Genomic DNA, 16142 nt, shown 5'->3' on the forward strand with positions numbered 1-16142 from the left:
CAGATAATTACAGATATACTTAATATTGAGTGTAAATATACAACTGAATTCAAAGCTGAAATATATATCAATAAAACATCTGAAATTTTGTATTAATTACTTATTACATTTCTATTACTTCCTGCTATTTATCTTTGAATAAAACATTGATTGCAGTAAGATATATTTTTCATTCCGAGTATATGAACAAAACCATTTCTTCATTGTATGATTTATCTTATTAAGAGATCATCAATTTATATACATCACATCATTATGCATTACTTAATTGTTATTTGTTTGCTTACAGCATCCAATCTGGTCATGACTACAGCATGGTACTGGCATATTAAACCCAATAATTACCAATTTCCGCTTTGGCAGATTATTTTGATTAGCTGGGGAATTGCTCTATTTGAATATTGTCTTGCAGTGCCGGCCAACCATCTGGGGGCACATTGGGGGATAAAACCGTTTCAACTGAAGATTATTCAGGAAGTAGTGACACTGGTCGTATTTACCCTGTTTGCGATTCTTTATTTAAAAGATGAATTCAGACTTAACTATTTAATCAGCTTCGGCTTTATTCTTGGTGCAGTATATTTTGCTTTTAAACGCTAATCTGTAAAACCGCCGCCTGAACATCCAAATTTTTAAGGACGCAATCGCGTCCTTTTTCAAACACAGACTTATATCAAGCTTTAGGTAGAGTTACGCCCGTCTGCCCCATATATTTACCGGCACGATCCTTATAAGAAGTAGCGCACTCTTCATCACTTTCAAAAAACAATACCTGTGCCACCCCTTCATTAGCATAAATCTTTGCCGGTAATGGCGTGGTATTGGAGAATTCCAGAGTTACATAGCCTTCCCATTCAGGTTCAAATGGCGTGACATTAACGATAATACCGCAACGTGCATAAGTGGATTTACCCAGACAAACAGTCAGAACATTGCGCGGGATACGGAAATACTCCACAGTACGTGCCAAAGCAAACGAGTTAGGCGGAATGATGCAAAAGTCGTCTTCAACAGTTACAAAATTACGCGTATCAAAATTTTTCGGGTCTACAATAGTACTGTTGATATTAGTAAAAATCTTGAATTCGCGTGCACAACGAATATCGTAACCATAGCTGGAAGTACCATAGGAAATGATTTTTTCACCGTTTAACTGCTTAATCTGATTAGGTTCAAACGGTTCAATCATGCCGTGCTCTTCACTCATACGGCGTATCCATTTGTCTGACTTAATACTCATGACAGTATCCTTAATAAATTTAGCGCATTATACCGAAGCCAATGCCACTGTTGCAGGCAAATTGCGACTATTTACGCCGTTTAAAGCCATTATTCCGGTAACCAGCCGCCCAGATGATGCACCAGCTCAGCAAGCAGATCGCCTAAGGCTTCTGCCATCAGTATTTGTGATGCGAAGGTTATACTTTGCATATCGTCTCCCTGCCCTGCAGCTTCCTCCTGAATCACATCCAGAAACTGAATACGTTTAAGAGTAAAATCCTGCGTCAGCACAAAACGTACTCTGTCCTGCCAGCATAACCCCAACTGAGTAACAACCTTACCATTTTTGACCAGATTAACCACTTCCTCTGCGGTTAAATCCTGATGGCTGATACGAACTACTGGTGCAGCATCACCCAGTCCTTTGAGTTCACAATCACAGTCCAGCTCAAAATGACCGGCAGCATCTCCTCTTAACAGCCATTCCGTCATCAGACTGCCTGGCGACTGCTGAGTGCGTGGCAGCTTCGCTTCCAGCCCGCCCAGTGCCTCACGTAATTTCGTAAGCAGCATTTCAGCACGATTGGCATTGGCCTGATTAATCATTAATAAGCCGCGCTGAGTATCAATAATGGCTTCTGTTTTACCACTTTTAGTAAAAGCACGCGGTAACAAATCATCGGTGATGGTTTCTTTCAGTTCCATCTTCTCCTTACGCCCGACATTCCGCCCCTCAGCTTCTCGTATTTCATTAATTTTTTCGTCAAGAATATCGCGCACCACGGCTGCGGGTAATACTTTTTCTTCTTTTTTTAGCGCAATGCGCCACGTATTCTGTGCCGGAAATACCATCTCAGGGCTAAACGATACAGGACTGGCAAAACCAATACTGTCCCAATCCAATCCCATACACGGCTTAAACTGAGCTTCAGTCAGCTTATCAACCAAAGTTTCTAAATTCGGCAGATTGTCTTTATTGAGCGGATAAATACTTAATTGCTTAAACCACATGCGTAATTTCTTTCACAGCCAACTAGGAAATGAGTGATTATACGGCAGCTTGAACCTAAGTGCGTTATCTATACAACTTAATAAAATAATAATTGCTCAAATAAATAACCAAGTTAATTTCTTCAAAAATATTAATATAGTATAAGAATTGACCTAGTTAATCATCTCAATAGCTTTATACACATCAAATTTATTGTACATAAAACAACACAAATTAATAAATTATTCCATTTCAAATTAAAAAAAGCCAAATAACTTGGCTTAAATATATATATGGTCGTAATATCTAAAAATATATTTACATAAAATGTGTATTAGGCAGTCAGCTTTTGTTTGTTAACTATTTCTATATGTTTTTAACATTGAATTAAAGTGGAATGGCATTTTATAAAATGGTGATTTTTACTTGTATAGCAATTTTTTTTTCATTAATAATCATCTTTTCCAATAAAAAGCAAAAACCACCAGCTCCAACATCACGCAATCGTATTCAGAAAAGCTCGGCTTCGCAAATAGCCAAACCTCATCAAGATAATATTTTGTCTGTAGAAACAGAATCTGAAAAATCAGAATATGATAGCAACACGCAACAACCCTATTCTCAAAATAATATCAATTCAGTTATTATCGAGTTATCGACTCAATATAATAATGATAAACAATCAGTTAATAAAAATGAAGATGATGAACTGGTAACTTTTACAATTACCTCCGATAATTATTCAAAAAAATCAGAAATTCAGGATATCGAAGACGGACGCTGGCTCCCGCAGGATAGTTCAATTACCATTCAAAACCGGGAATTGAACAAAGGATTTATTTTCTACGGCAGTAAATTAATGGGATTAAACGGATACAGTAGTGAAGATAGTTTGATTGATCCTGCTTTACCTGTGTCTGAACCAGTTGAAATTGAAAATGAGACTGAATTCTATACTGATGCTACATTATGCTATTGGCCAAGCTATTCAGAACTTTCTCCTCAATGTCGCGGGATATATTTAGATTGGCTGGCATCTGATCGTTCTCATCCCAATATGCCTATAGGCTATGTTTTCCTATATTTTTATGGTTTGGAACGTCGCATCATTGCCAACAAAAACTCCATTCATTTAATTGATACAAAAGAATATTTTGAAATATTTTATGAAATAATACGTTTACGGAAAATTTATGACAGTAATTATTCTTTCAATAATTATTCGGGCAATTTACTGGCATTAATGATCTATTTACGTCCAGCTATTACCAAACAGCTGAAAAATGAATTATTCCAATTTTCAAATGAATTATTTTTTAAACTGATACTGGCTGTAACAGTAAAAAATGAAAAACCTGTAAAGGCAAGCTTAGCATTAGACTGGTTAGATTACACTCCTGAATATTATTTCAGAACAGCTGCACGACGCTGTAAAGAGGAGTTTCGACAGCTTTTCTTTCTGAAATTTAATGAACATTTTCCTGCGGGTATCCTGATTAAACCTAATAAGACAAGATTAAAAATCGACTATCAGGCTGCAAATCGCTCCATTGGTTTTTGCCAATGGGATAATCCCAATTTACCAGACCCAAGCATATTAACAAAACCTTTAAAAAGCTTGATTGCAATAGCGGAACTATGTACAAATTTACTGGGTGAATACAGCCGTTACTTAGCAAGAGAAAATTCTTCCCGTAACGATATTACTGCCCTAACTTTGTTGCCGGCAGAACTGTTTAATAAAAATGATTCTGCTGTAATTAAACAGTTCAGAGCATGGGTCAATCATGTCTTGCTGGAGCAGAATGGTTTGGCTTCGGTAAAGGATTTTTGGAAAAATATCAATACCGAATTACCAAAAGCAATTAATAAAAAAGAAAATGAGCTGATGCAGCGGATGGCAAACAAATTTGGTTTAACTATAATACCTGACAGCCGCATTCAAACAATTAAAATCAATCCTGAAGATAAAATTGTACTACATGATTCTCTGGATTTAGTGAATTTTCAGCCCAGTGCAGAGTTTCGATATACTGAGCTATTAATAAGACTAGGCGTAATCGTAGCAAATATTGATGGTTTCATTCATGAGAAAGAAATAGAATTACTAAAACGTTTTATAGATTCTAATCAAAATTTACAAGATACAGAAAAACAGTATTTACAACTTTTTTTATTATCGTGTTTGAATAATACCCATGGCATGCAAGGTTTAAGAGATAAAATAGCAAAACTTGATTCCAACCAAAGAAAAATTATTAGTCATCTGCTCATTTCCATTGCTCTGGCAGACGGTGATGCAGCACCTGCTGAAATCAAACAGATTGAAAAATTATACACTGCTTTAGGATTAGACAAATTTACCGTAGTCAATGACATTCACACACTATCAGCATCCTCCAACAAAACTCTGCAAAAACAACCATTAGCAGCATCAGAAAATAATAAAACTGATACAGATAAAAAAAGCGATATTATCCTTGACTCGGCTATTCTTAAACTGCATGAAAGCGAAACCAGTGATGTGCAATCGTTACTAAGCTCTATATTTACTGATATTGAAGAAGAACCGACAGTACCTCAGCCTGAATTGCCGGATAACCAGAATCTTGATAGCACTCATCAACAGTTCTTAAACATTTTGATTACAAGAGAACATTGGAAGCGTGATGAATATATTGAATTATGCAAAAAATTTAATTTATTGCCCGACGGTGCAATTGAAACCATAAACGAATGGGCCTATGAATGTGTAGATGCACCACTTATAGAAGAAAATAATGATATTTATATAGATTTTGAAATATTAACTGAATTACAAGGATAAAATGATGACAGAAAAAAAATCAGAGCAAAAGAAAGAGATGCAATTATTCAATCTCTGAAAGCAGGTGTTACTCCGAAAATCGGTATTCAGTATATACAGGTGGGAAGAGTTAATGAATTAAAAGCCATGATACAAGATATCCAGCGTATAGAAGATGGAGGAGCTGCTTTCAGGCTGATTATTGGTGACTATGGTTCAGGCAAAACTTTTTTTATGAGTGTAGTAAGAGCAATTGCACTGGAACGGAAATTTGTAACATTACATGCAGATTTATCTCCAGACAGACGCCTGCATGCTACTGGTGGTCAGGCCAAAAATCTCTACTCAGAATTAATGAAAAATATGTCTACACGTAATAAACCTGATGGAAACGCCCTGACCAGTGTTGTAGAAAAATTCATTACCCAAGTTCAGAAAGAAGCAGAAAGCAACGACTACAGTGTAGAGAAAGTTATTCATAAAAGACTCACAGCCATATCTGAAATGGTTGGAGGTTATGATTTTGCCAAAGTTATTGAAATATACTGGAAAGCAAGCGAAGAGGATAATGAACATTTAAAAGCTTGTGCGATTAAATGGTTAAGAGCAGAATACAGCACCAAAACCGATGCCCGCAATGATTTAGGGGTGAGAACCATTATTTCCGACGCTTTTTTTTACGATGCTTTAAAAATAATGAGTCTATTTGTACGACAGGCTGGTTATAGCGGATTATTGGTTAATCTGGACGAAATGGTAAATTTATATAAGCTAAGCAATACACAGGCCAGAAAATCAAATTATGAGCAAATACTACGCATATTAAATGATTGCTTACAGGGAAATGCTGAATATATTGGCTTCTTATTAGGTGGAACACCTGAATTTCTGCTTGATCCTTACAAAGGCTTATATAGTTATGAAGCATTGCAAACAAGACTTGCAGAAAATAATTTTGCTAAACAAGCAGACGTAATCGATTACTCATCCCCAGCATTACATTTAGCCTGTCTTTCCCCTGAAGAATTATATATTTTACTAAAAAATCTTCGGCATATTTATGCCTCAGGAGACAGTACTAAATACCTTGTCCCAGATGATTCTTTAACGGCATTTCTGATTCATTGTAACCAAACCATCGGAGAAGCCTATTTCAAAACGCCACGTAACACTATTAAGGCATTTTTGGATATGCTTACCGTTATAGAACAACATCCAGAGATTTCATGGCAGCAACTACTTGAATCACTCAAAATAGAAGAAGAAAAAAACTCTGATATGGAAATAGAAATTGAAAATGATGATAATCTGACAGATTTCAGACTGTAATGCAAAGCTATCATTTACTAAACCAAAAAGTAAAGAAGTGGATTTACCAGCAAGGTTGGAATAGCCTGCGAGAAATTCAGCAACTTGCTATTGCTCCGATACTTGCTGGAAAAACCGATGTACTAATTAGTGCCTCAACAGCTGCAGGCAAAACAGAAGCTGCATTTTTGCCTGCCTGTAGTAAATGCATGGAAATACAAAATGGAGTAAGTATCTTATATATCAGTCCATTAAAGGCATTGATTAATGACCAGTATCGTCGCCTTTATAGTCTGACGAAAGTGCTGTCGATGCAACTTACCCCATGGCACGGAGATATTCCTGCAAACCAGAAAACTAAATTTAAAAAATCTCCCTCTGGTATTCTGCTAATTACACCAGAATCGTTAGAATCAATGCTTCTCAATGATTCTGGCTGGTTCCGAAAAGCTTTTCAGTCATTGCAATATATCATTATTGATGAATTTCATGCTTTTATCGGTCAAGAAAGAGGCATACAATTATTATCATTGCTAACTCGTACTGAACACCTTATAGGCAAGCTAAAAACACCAGTTCCACGCATTGCCTTAAGTGCTACATTAGGCGATTTAAACAGTGTTCCTTTGTCGCTACGACCAAATCAAAGACTCCATTGCCAGATAATTCGCGAAACCCATGCTCATTCTTCACTTAAATTACAAGTACGTGGCTATATTGATCAATCTAAACAGGATGAGATAGAAAATCGTTTTTCTAAAACTACTAATACTGTTACAGATCAAATTTGTCAGGACATATTTCGCTTTTGCCGCGGTAGTAACAATCTTGTTTTTGTTAATAGCCGACCAAAGTGTGAAAAAATTGCTGTTTGCCTGAGTGATATGTGTGAGCAAAAAAATCTGCCGAATGAATTTTTCCCGCATCATGGCTCTTTAGCAAAATCATTTCGGGAATCCTTAGAACAACGTTTACAGAAAAGTTCACTTCCTACTACTGCAATTTGCACTATGACTCTTGAATTAGGAATTGATATTGGTAAAGTTAATTCGGTTATACAAATAGGTAGCCCGCATTCAGTTTCTAGTTTGCGACAGCGGGTAGGACGAAGTGGCAGACGTGGCAATTCATCAATATTACGGATGTTAATAGCTGGAACAAAAAAAACAGAAACATCTAATTTTATCGATTTATTACATCTGGAATTAATTCAAGCTTTAGCGATGGTACGTCTGTTAATCAGCAGTAACTGGTTTGAACCAGTCGATAACGGCTTGCTTCATTTCTCAACACTTTTGCATCAAATTTTGTCTGTACTTGCTCAATGGGGTGGTATCCGGATAGAACAGCTTTACCAATTATTATGCAAGGAAGGACCTTTTCAAAACGTTACCACATCACAGTTTAAAAGTTTGCTCAGACATATGGGTTCAGAGCAATTAATTGGCCAGACACACAACGATATTCTGATTTTAGGCGTAAATGGTGAAAAACTTGTTAACCATTATACTTTTTATAGTGTCTTCCAAACTCCGCTTGAGTATCGGGTAATAACCAAAAACAAAACGCTAGGATCTATACCTGTCACGAATATACTCATAAAAGGACAAAATATCATTTTTGCTGGCCAGCGCTGGCAAATAATCAGCATTGATATTTCAGATAAAATCATTTTAGTTGATAAAACAAAAGGAGGAGTTCCTCCGACATTTCAAAATAATAGTTTAAATATTCATGGAACTATCCGTAAGGAAATGTATCAAATATTATGCGATGAAGATTTCAGGATATCAGCTGCAAACGGGAAAGCAGATTTTACCGATAATAATGCTAAAAACCTATTTATTGAAAGCTGTCGTTTTTTTAAATATTTTAAACTTTCTACAGAAAGATTAATCCAGTACGATAACACAGTGTATATATTAACGTGGGAAGGAGACAAACTTATTAATACTCTCTTTGCCCTTTTACATCGGAAAGATCTGACTCTAGCGATAAATAATGGAATAATTTTAGTATATGATAAATCAATTGAAGATGTCGAAAAAATATTAAAACAACTTGCTGAGGAAGATTTTGGTGAAGATTGGGCACTTGCACAACTTGTTCCAGAACAAAAACAGGAAAAATTTGACTCTTATCTTCCTAAACATTTGTTATTAATGAAATATGCCCGTCAGGCTTTTGATCTACAAGCAACAAAAAAATGGTTACAGCAATTTGCTCATACAAAATCATAAATTACTAAAACATAATATTCATATAATAATTATTTTCAAATCAATAATTAAAGTTATTTTTCCGGCACGATGCGAATAAATCCAGCTGAGTTTGGTATTCACTGGTTTTCACATCCATTAGTCCCAATACTGAATGAAAAATATTATCATGTGAAAATTCTTGCTGATGCGCATACCGGCGTAAGCAGTTCATATCCAGATTACTGATTTCGGCAAAATCATGGTTTGCCCAGAACAACATAGGTACACGGGTTTGCTTTTCCGGTGCAATAGCATAGGGTGTTGCATGCAGATATATACCATTTTCACCCAAAGATTCTCCATGATCAGAAAAATACCACATCGCACTGGCCAGACCGGATTCATTTTGTAATAACTTAATTATTTCTGCCAGTATATGGTCTGTATACAGTACTGTATTATCGTATGTATTACGCAATTGCTCCCTGGTACACTGCTGAATCTGATTCGTATCACAAGTCGGTGTAAAGCGCCGGAATGCCTCAGGATAACGCTGATAATAAGCGGGGCCGTGACTACCCATTGTATGCAATACCAGTACAGCATCATCAGGCATATTGGTAATTATATCGTGTAAATTAATTAACAGGCTTTCATCCAGACAACCATCACTATTACATTTCAAATTCGGCGCCCAGTCCCGTACATCCTGATGATGGATACGGTCACAAACACCTTTACACCCGCCATCATTATCACGCCAGCTTACCGCAACTCCTGAATGTTGCAAAACATCCAGCAGCCCTTCCTGATGTTTTGCCAGATTAGCCTGATAATGCTGGCGTGGCATATTCGAGAAAAGGCAGGGTAAAGACACAGCAGTTGCTGTACCACACGAACTAACCTGAGGGAAATTGACAACCTGATCACCCATAGCAGCAAGCTCTGGCGTAGTCTGACGCGGATAACCATTCAATCCCCAATTCTGAGCGCGCGTGGTTTCACCCATCACCAGTATCAATAACCGTTTATTCCCATGACGCTGATGACTGGCATCCAGTCCTATGCGTTGCAAAGGCTGATGAGCATCATATGTGTTATAAACTGTTTTTACTGCTGCTCCGACAAAATTAGTGGGCACTATTAAATGATTCACAGTTTTATTATTCCGGAAAAAAGAAATATAACTGCCATACGCAAGCAGAATAAGTGTAAAAACCGTAATCAAAGAAACAATTATGACTACAATTCGTTTGCCGAATTCACGATACCATGGTTTTGTATAATGAATATTAACACCCCAGCAATACCACTGCGCCGGCAATAAACCGGTAATGCCCAGCCACATCCAGAATTGAGGCGTCAGCCAGGCACCGGCTTCACCTATATTAGTTTGCATAATGTTTTGCAGCATATTGGCATCAAAATAAATATGCTGCATCATCACTGCATAGCTTACAGCTGAACCCAGCAACAGAAGCAATGGCACCATCAACCGATGTAAATATGGCCAGAATAACAACTGCATACAAAAATTCATTGCTGCCAGCATCACAGCAGGCACGGTAAACCAGAAAATAACATTATTTTTCAGGGTTACATGCTGAAACAGATAGCTCCAGAAACCTAAATTAAATATTAATAAGATATAAATACTGAGCAATAATATGGCCCGATTGCTGCTTAATACCCATTTCGACTGCATCATCAGCCCCTGTTAACTAAACAGCGGCAAGTGTAAAAAAACAGCCTTAAGTGAAGCTTAAGGTAAACCATGCCAATAAGAGGCGTCATTGTGGTACGGTAATTAATATGTCTGCAAAGTACTAATTTGTACTTATCAGGAGCCCGAAATGAGCCAGTCATGGCATGACGAACAACATTTTTCTAATCGTAACAATTGGTTACGCGCAAGCGTTCTTGGCGCTAACGATGGACTGATTTCCACTGCCAGCCTGCTAATGGGGATGGCAGCAGCCGATCCGGATCAGCATACCTTGCTTATATCCGGTATTGCAGCGCTTGTTTCAGGTGCCGCCTCTATGGCTGCGGGAGAATATGTTTCCGTTTCCAGCCAGCGCGATACAGAAGCAGCTGATTTACGCAAAGAACTGGACTCACTTATCCGATATCCGGAAATAGAACTGGAAGAACTGGCTAATATTTATCGTCAGCGTGGTTTAAACAAAACACTTGCACAACAGGTTGCCGAAGCTCTAACCAAACATAATGCTCTTGAAGCCCACGCCCGTGAGGAAATCGGTATCACCGAAGTCAGTAAAGCCAATCCGCTTCAGGCAGCTTTGGCTTCTGCACTGTCTTTTGCTTGCGGTGCTTTATTACCAGTATTACTATCTCTGTTAAGCTCTACCGTATGGCTGATGAGCATACTGTCTGTTACCACCATAGCCGGTCTTGGTATTCTGGGCTGCATATCAGCACATCTGGGCGGAGCTCCCAAACGTCCGGCTGTAATCCGAATCGTCATATTAGGTGCACTTGCACTGGCCTTTACCAGCATGATAGGTCGGATTATTGGTATCATTATATGAAAAAATATGCGTATACTGATTCTTGAAGATGACAGAGACATTGCTGACGGCCTCACTGCCGGTCTGAGCCAGCATGGTATGGCTTGTGATATTTTTGCATCCGGCCGCCTTGGAGAACAGGCATTAAGTGTAGCACCATACGATGCTGTAATACTTGATTTAAGTCTGGCGGAAAGAGATGGTATGGACGTTTTAAGCCATTGGCGCAGCAAGAATCTCAGCACACCGGTTTTGATTCTCACCGCCCGTGATGCCCTGCCCGACAGACTTGCCGGTCTGAATGCCGGTGCTGATGATTATTTATGTAAACCTTTTGCGCTTGATGAAGTGATTGCACGTTTACATGCGCTTATTCGTCGCAGTCAGGGCATCAGTCAGACCGAAATTAACTTCGGGCAGCTGAGTCTGAAACTTAACTCCTGTCATGCCTGCCTGTATGGCAAACCACTTAATCTTACCCAGCGTGAATGGCTGTTATTACAGCTACTCGTCACTCATCCGCAACATGTTTTCAGCCGCGCTCAAATCGAAGATAAACTGTATAGCTGGGAACAGGAAGTCGAGAGCAATGCCATAGAAGTACACGTGCATCATTTACGTAAAAAAATCAGTACAACCATTATTCGTACCCGGCGCGGATTGGGCTATCAGCTCGGAGAGGCACCTTGAAGCCAACCACTGCTATCAGCCGGCGCTTAATTATCTATCTTGGTATCACCCTGCCACTTCTGTGGATTCTGACAGCCATCATTAGCGCAGTGGCGGTAATGCATGAAATCAATGAAGCCGGTGATACCCAGATGAGTCAGCTGGCACAGCGATTATTACATACACCAATCAACCTCAATTCCAGCCAATATCCCGCTTTACCATCTATTCCAAAACCACAGCGCGGGCTTATTGATGCCAAAGAATCCGGATACGCCATCTGGTATAAAGGTAAACTCATTAATGCCGATGAAACTGGTCAGTCTATTCCCTATCAACCAGATTATCAGGGATTTATCAATCAGGGATACTGGTGGCAAAGCCATGCATGGCGTATTTTTTATCTGAACAGTCCTCAGCAGCAACTCAAAGTAGCCGTATCATTCAGTATGCACGAACGTTTGCAAACTGTATTGCGTGCAGTATGGTCTCAACTGGCAGTATCTATACTTGCTCTGCCACTTTTACTATGGCTGATTGCATGGAGTGTACGCCGTGGTACACAGCCACTTCAGACACTGGCACAAACTCTGTACCATAGAGAACCGCACAGTATTACACCTCTTTCTAATATTGTGCCTACCGAAATTCTGCCTATTATCAATGCATTGAATGATTTATTTCAGCGTATAGAACAATCTCGCGCACGTGAACTGCGCTTCACAGCAGATGCAGCACATGAACTGCGCAGCCCGTTAGCCGCACTTAAAGTACAAACAGAAGTGCTGGCACTTACCAGTCTGAACGATGCTCAGCAAAAGCGTGTACGCAGCATTGAACACAGCATCGACCGCACTACCCATCTGGTCGATCAGCTTCTTACTCTTTCCCGCCTTGATCCACTTACCGAGTTACCCCATACCGAAGCAGTTAACTGGACAGATATTACCAACGACGCTATAGAGAGTGTCAGCTTGCTGTCACGTGAACACCAATGTCGTATCCTGCGGCAATTTAATACTGATGCGATGGCAGTATTACCTATTTGCGGTGACCATACCCTGCTGACTATTCTTATCCGTAATCTGCTTGATAATGCCATTCGCTATAGCCCTGAACACAGTATTATTAATTTAACCCTGAACACAAACTCTATCAGCATTACTAATCCCTGTAATGATATTGCCTCAGAAAACCTGAAACGTCTGCGTGAACGCTTTTTCCGGCCGGCAGGGCAAGAAAGCAGTGGCAGTGGCTTAGGGCTGTCTATTGTTGATGGTATTGCTCAGCTGCACTGGCTGCAAATGGAATTAGATATAGTAAAGATTAGAAAGTATAAAAATGAAACTATTAATTTCCAGGTTAAACTGCAACAAAAAGCATCATAATACAATAATATTAACTAAGGATTTGTTTGTAAGATGGTGGGGCTTTTAGCTAATGTTTGCACTATTCGCACAGCAACAGACTTGTTAATCGGCGCCCAAAATTCATATAAATGAACCAAATCTTATGTTAAGCGATTTTATTCACTCGACCAAAGAAAATATAGGCAATAACAGCAATAACACCAAATACAAGAGATACAAAAAACATTACATGATAAGCATTGTTTACTGAAATTAATTGAGCTTGCGTCAGGTAGATAAGTATTCCTGATAATACTCCCCCAAATGCACCGCCAATCTGCTGTACAACACGCGTGACAGCACTCGTGTCCTTGATTTGATTTTTATCACAAAACTCGAATGGAGAAGAGAGAACAGCAATCGTGGCGATGCCTAATCCGGAGCCTCGGACAGTAAAACCGATGATTTCAGAGGCGTTCCCACCAACTTGAATAATTAATATACTGATTGCTGATATTATTAATCCTACACCAATAATTAGAAATGAATTTATCTCACTTAGAGATTTATAAATAAATTTTCTAGCCAACCAGGCACCTACACCTTGCAGGGCAAGCAGCATACCAATATATGTAATAGATACATTATCCTTTATTGCTTGTATTAAAGGAAAAAAAATCATAAAACCAAAAAAGATAAACGATGTCAGAAACCCCATCATTATTGACATTGAGTATTTAGAGCTATTAAATGCACTTAAATCGATCAGTTTACTGTCTGACTTGTTATTAATAATAAGCGAAACCATCATCAAACCAATACCTAAAACCAGCATAATAATATTAGAAATATCAAAAAAATGCCCAGATGCGATATTTTTAATAGAGATAAAAAATAGAATTAAAGAAATTAAAAATGTCAAAAATACATAAATATTCATATTGTATTTAGACGTTTTAATATCAGGTATTTTCGTCCAGCCAAAGAAAAAAGCCAAAAGCACTAAAGGTATATTGATAAAAAAAGCTATTCTCCAATTTAACTGTTCTGATATGATTGCTCCAAAAACTGGTCCTAGTGCAGGGGCAAAGACTGACGGAATAGCAATCAATGCCATAACCGGCTTTAGTCCTTCCTTACCAAAATAAGTCGCTATTGTGGATTGAGTAATTGGAATTAATATTCCTGCACCAAAACCTTGCAGACATCTAAACAGGATTAAAGACATTAGATTATATGAAAATCCAACCAATATAGAACCAACAAGAAAAACAAAAATTGAGCATATCCATGCTTTCTTGAGTCCAAAATTTTCATGTATATAAGGAGATAGTAATATACACGTAGAACAGGCCAGCATATATACAGTAACAGCCCATTGTATATAAGCATAAGAGGCATTAATGTCATTCGAAATTGAGGATAAAATAACATTAACAACGCTGCTATCCAGTAATGGCAATATACTAGATAGCGTCATAGCAAACACTAACTTTCTTTCTGCGACCGTCAGCTCAACTGAATGTGCCATGTCAAACTCTCTCTAGAGATTAATAAATTTGAAAATAACCAATAAATTTGTATAAAAAACTATTATTTTGCATATCTACAACTTATCTATTTATTGCTAACTTGTTATCTTCAATACAATTAAGAGGCTTCAGGATAGACAGTAGAATAGAGTTTTACTAACCAATTTAAGCCACAAAATATCCCATAGGGGCCATATAAATGAATACTCCGCTCATTTCTCCACAGATCGCTTCTTCTGATAGCGAACCAATGATCATATCGACAGTCAGCCACTCTTCACAAAGAGTGACACAACGCCATGGTCATGCGAGAGGACAATTACTCGGCACATTACAAGGTTTAATTTCAATTGAAGCAGAAAATTGTCAATGGGTAGTGCCCGCAACTCATGGTGTCTGGATACCTCCGAATGTACAGCATAGTCTTCTTGGATCACATGGACCATTCGAAGGATGGAGCATCTATATACAAAAAAACGCATGTACTAAACTACCTGTCAAACCATGCGTTTTAGAATTATCTGACTTACTGCGTGAAGCAATTACACGAACCATGTCATGGCATAATTCAGAACTGGAACCAGAACAGAAGCGATTAATTGCCGTAATCCTTGACGAGATTAGAACAATGCCTCAAGTTGAGCTAGCACTTCCAATGCCCAAAGATATGCGTCTGTTAAAAATCGCTTTAGCTTTGTGTGATAATCCTGGTGATGATAGGAAAATAAACGACTGGGGCATCTGGGCTGGCATTTCCCGACGCTCATTAACACGTCGGTTTACAAATGAAACCGGGTTTAACTTCACAGAATGGCGTCAGAAACTGCGCATGTTAAAAGCGTTAGAATTGCTTGCTGCCGGAAAACCAGTCACAGAAATCTCTTTATATTTAGGTTATGATAATATTAGCGGGTTTATTGCTATTTTCCGACGAAATTTCGGGGTAACGCCGGGAAGCTACCAAAAAGCTATGAGAAACCGTCTCATGGCGAAACTTTACTCACACTACTATCTAAAATAATAATCATATTAATAGTAAATTAACCAAATAAATCTCTACAGAAAAGTATATTCGCTTTTTACCTATGGCAATACATAATTATCGTCACTCTAAAGCACAACAACCTCTCATTCTTAAATTTAAAGTGTAAACTTGCTGGCACGTGAACACCTGTGTCCTATCCTGCGGCAATTTAATACTGATGCGGCGGCAGTATTACCTATTTACGGTGACCATACCCTGCTGACTATTCTTATCCGTAATCTGCTTGATAATGCCATTCGCTATAGTTCTGAACACAGTATTATTAATTTAACCCTAAACACAAACTCTATCAGCATTACTAATCCCTGTAATGATATTGTCTCAGAAAACCTGAAACGTCTGCGTGAACGCTTTTTCCGGCCGGCAGGGCAAGAAAGCAGTGGCAGTGGCTTGAGGCTGTCTATTGTTGATGGTATAGCATTTTTACATAGATTATAATTATACTTAAATGATTTTAAACATTACAAAAGTATCAAGGTTAAATTTCAA

The 16142-nt window shown here is 38.2% G+C and carries 13 protein-coding genes; 9 read left to right on the forward strand and 4 right to left on the reverse strand.

Annotated features, from left to right (window positions below; genetic code table 11):
* Positions 1-255: 255 nt before the first annotated feature.
* Positions 256-600, forward strand: coding sequence for a DMT family protein (locus H3U73_RS06555; protein ID WP_084548254.1), 345 nt, complete (start codon positions 256-258; stop codon positions 598-600).
* A 73-nt stretch (positions 601-673) separates the two neighbouring features.
* Here the strand turns inward: H3U73_RS06555 and dcd are convergent, their stop codons facing one another.
* Together dcd and H3U73_RS06565 are read right to left on the reverse strand one after the other, a co-directional pair.
* Entirely contained in the window at positions 674-1240 is a 567-nt protein-coding gene (gene dcd / locus H3U73_RS06560) for a dCTP deaminase (RefSeq protein WP_025330196.1), read from the reverse strand.
* A gap of 89 nt (positions 1241-1329) precedes the next feature.
* Positions 1330-2232 carry a recombination-associated protein RdgC gene (locus H3U73_RS06565; protein ID WP_025330195.1) on the reverse strand — a complete coding sequence of 301 codons (903 nt, stop codon included), beginning with the start codon at positions 2230-2232 and terminating at the stop codon, positions 1330-1332.
* Between the two features lie 377 nt (positions 2233-2609).
* Between H3U73_RS06565 and H3U73_RS06570 the strand changes: the two genes are divergently transcribed.
* Genes H3U73_RS06570 through H3U73_RS06580 form a run of 3 tightly spaced genes read left to right on the forward strand, consistent with a single transcriptional unit; the run spans position 2610 to position 8566 of the window.
* Positions 2610-5039, forward strand: coding sequence for a TerB N-terminal domain-containing protein (locus H3U73_RS06570; protein WP_198190226.1), 2430 nt, complete (start codon positions 2610-2612; stop codon positions 5037-5039).
* 18 nt (positions 5040-5057) lie between these two features.
* The gene (locus H3U73_RS06575; protein ID WP_198190351.1) at positions 5058-6347 is read left to right on the forward strand and encodes an ATP-binding protein; all 1290 of its coding nucleotides are present in this window, start codon (positions 5058-5060) and stop codon (positions 6345-6347) included.
* Positions 6347-8566, forward strand: a complete 2220-nt coding sequence (locus H3U73_RS06580; RefSeq protein ID WP_198190227.1) for a DEAD/DEAH box helicase — start codon at positions 6347-6349, stop codon at positions 8564-8566. The genes H3U73_RS06575 and H3U73_RS06580 overlap by 1 nt, the downstream gene beginning before the upstream one ends.
* 40 nt (positions 8567-8606) lie before the next feature.
* On the opposite strand, the gene H3U73_RS06585 is transcribed toward H3U73_RS06580, so the two are convergent.
* Positions 8607-10235 carry a phosphoethanolamine transferase gene (locus H3U73_RS06585; RefSeq protein WP_198190228.1) on the reverse strand — a complete coding sequence of 543 codons (1629 nt, stop codon included), beginning with the start codon at positions 10233-10235 and terminating at the stop codon, positions 8607-8609.
* A 145-nt stretch (positions 10236-10380) separates the two neighbouring features.
* Between H3U73_RS06585 and H3U73_RS06590 the strand changes: the two genes are divergently transcribed.
* From H3U73_RS06590 to H3U73_RS06600, 3 genes are read left to right on the forward strand one after another with little or no spacing between them, the layout of a single operon-like run.
* On the forward strand, positions 10381-11079 hold the full coding sequence (locus H3U73_RS06590) for a VIT family protein (RefSeq protein WP_025330190.1): 699 nt from the start codon (positions 10381-10383) through the stop codon (positions 11077-11079).
* A 6-nt stretch (positions 11080-11085) separates the two neighbouring features.
* The gene (locus H3U73_RS06595) at positions 11086-11748 is read left to right on the forward strand and encodes a response regulator (RefSeq protein ID WP_025330189.1); all 663 of its coding nucleotides are present in this window, start codon (positions 11086-11088) and stop codon (positions 11746-11748) included.
* Positions 11745-13115: a histidine kinase dimerization/phospho-acceptor domain-containing protein gene (locus H3U73_RS06600; RefSeq protein ID WP_084551861.1), complete on the forward strand. Its 1371-nt coding sequence runs from the start codon at positions 11745-11747 to the stop codon at positions 13113-13115. Before H3U73_RS06595 ends, H3U73_RS06600 begins: the two co-directional genes overlap by 4 nt.
* A 127-nt stretch (positions 13116-13242) precedes the next feature.
* On the opposite strand, the gene H3U73_RS06605 is transcribed toward H3U73_RS06600, so the two are convergent.
* Positions 13243-14607, reverse strand: coding sequence for an MFS transporter (locus tag H3U73_RS06605; protein ID WP_084551862.1), 1365 nt, complete (start codon positions 14605-14607; stop codon positions 13243-13245).
* Positions 14608-14807: 200 nt separating this feature from the next.
* On the opposite strand from H3U73_RS06605, the gene H3U73_RS06610 reads away from it, so the two are divergent.
* Positions 14808-15629 carry a helix-turn-helix domain-containing protein gene (locus tag H3U73_RS06610; RefSeq protein WP_084551863.1) on the forward strand — a complete coding sequence of 274 codons (822 nt, stop codon included), beginning with the start codon at positions 14808-14810 and terminating at the stop codon, positions 15627-15629.
* 132 nt (positions 15630-15761) lie between these two features.
* Entirely contained in the window at positions 15762-16091 is a 330-nt protein-coding gene (locus H3U73_RS06615) for an ATP-binding protein (RefSeq protein ID WP_084551864.1), read from the forward strand.
* The last annotated feature ends 51 nt before the right edge of the window (positions 16092-16142 follow it).

This window comes from Snodgrassella sp. W8124 (assembly GCF_016100875.1).
Classification (GTDB): Bacteria; Pseudomonadota; Gammaproteobacteria; order Burkholderiales; family Neisseriaceae; genus Snodgrassella; species Snodgrassella alvi.

Bases quoted from the DNA above. Each gene is read 5' to 3' on its own strand.
- H3U73_RS06555 (WP_084548254.1), top strand. From the start codon at position 256: ATGCATTACTTAATTGTTATTTGTTTGCTTACAGCATCCAATCTGGTC.
- dcd (WP_025330196.1), bottom strand. From the start codon at position 1,240: ATGAGTATTAAGTCAGACAAATGGATACGCCGTATGAGTGAAGAGCAC.
- H3U73_RS06565 (WP_025330195.1), bottom strand. From the start codon at position 2,232: ATGTGGTTTAAGCAATTAAGTATTTATCCGCTCAATAAAGACAATCTG.
- H3U73_RS06570 (WP_198190226.1), top strand. From the start codon at position 2,610: ATGGCATTTTATAAAATGGTGATTTTTACTTGTATAGCAATTTTTTTT.
- H3U73_RS06580 (WP_198190227.1), top strand. From the start codon at position 6,347: ATGCAAAGCTATCATTTACTAAACCAAAAAGTAAAGAAGTGGATTTAC.
- H3U73_RS06585 (WP_198190228.1), bottom strand. From the start codon at position 10,235: ATGATGCAGTCGAAATGGGTATTAAGCAGCAATCGGGCCATATTATTG.
- H3U73_RS06590 (WP_025330190.1), top strand. From the start codon at position 10,381: ATGAGCCAGTCATGGCATGACGAACAACATTTTTCTAATCGTAACAAT.
- H3U73_RS06595 (WP_025330189.1), top strand. From the start codon at position 11,086: ATGCGTATACTGATTCTTGAAGATGACAGAGACATTGCTGACGGCCTC.
- H3U73_RS06605 (WP_084551862.1), bottom strand. From the start codon at position 14,607: ATGGCACATTCAGTTGAGCTGACGGTCGCAGAAAGAAAGTTAGTGTTT.
- H3U73_RS06610 (WP_084551863.1), top strand. From the start codon at position 14,808: ATGAATACTCCGCTCATTTCTCCACAGATCGCTTCTTCTGATAGCGAA.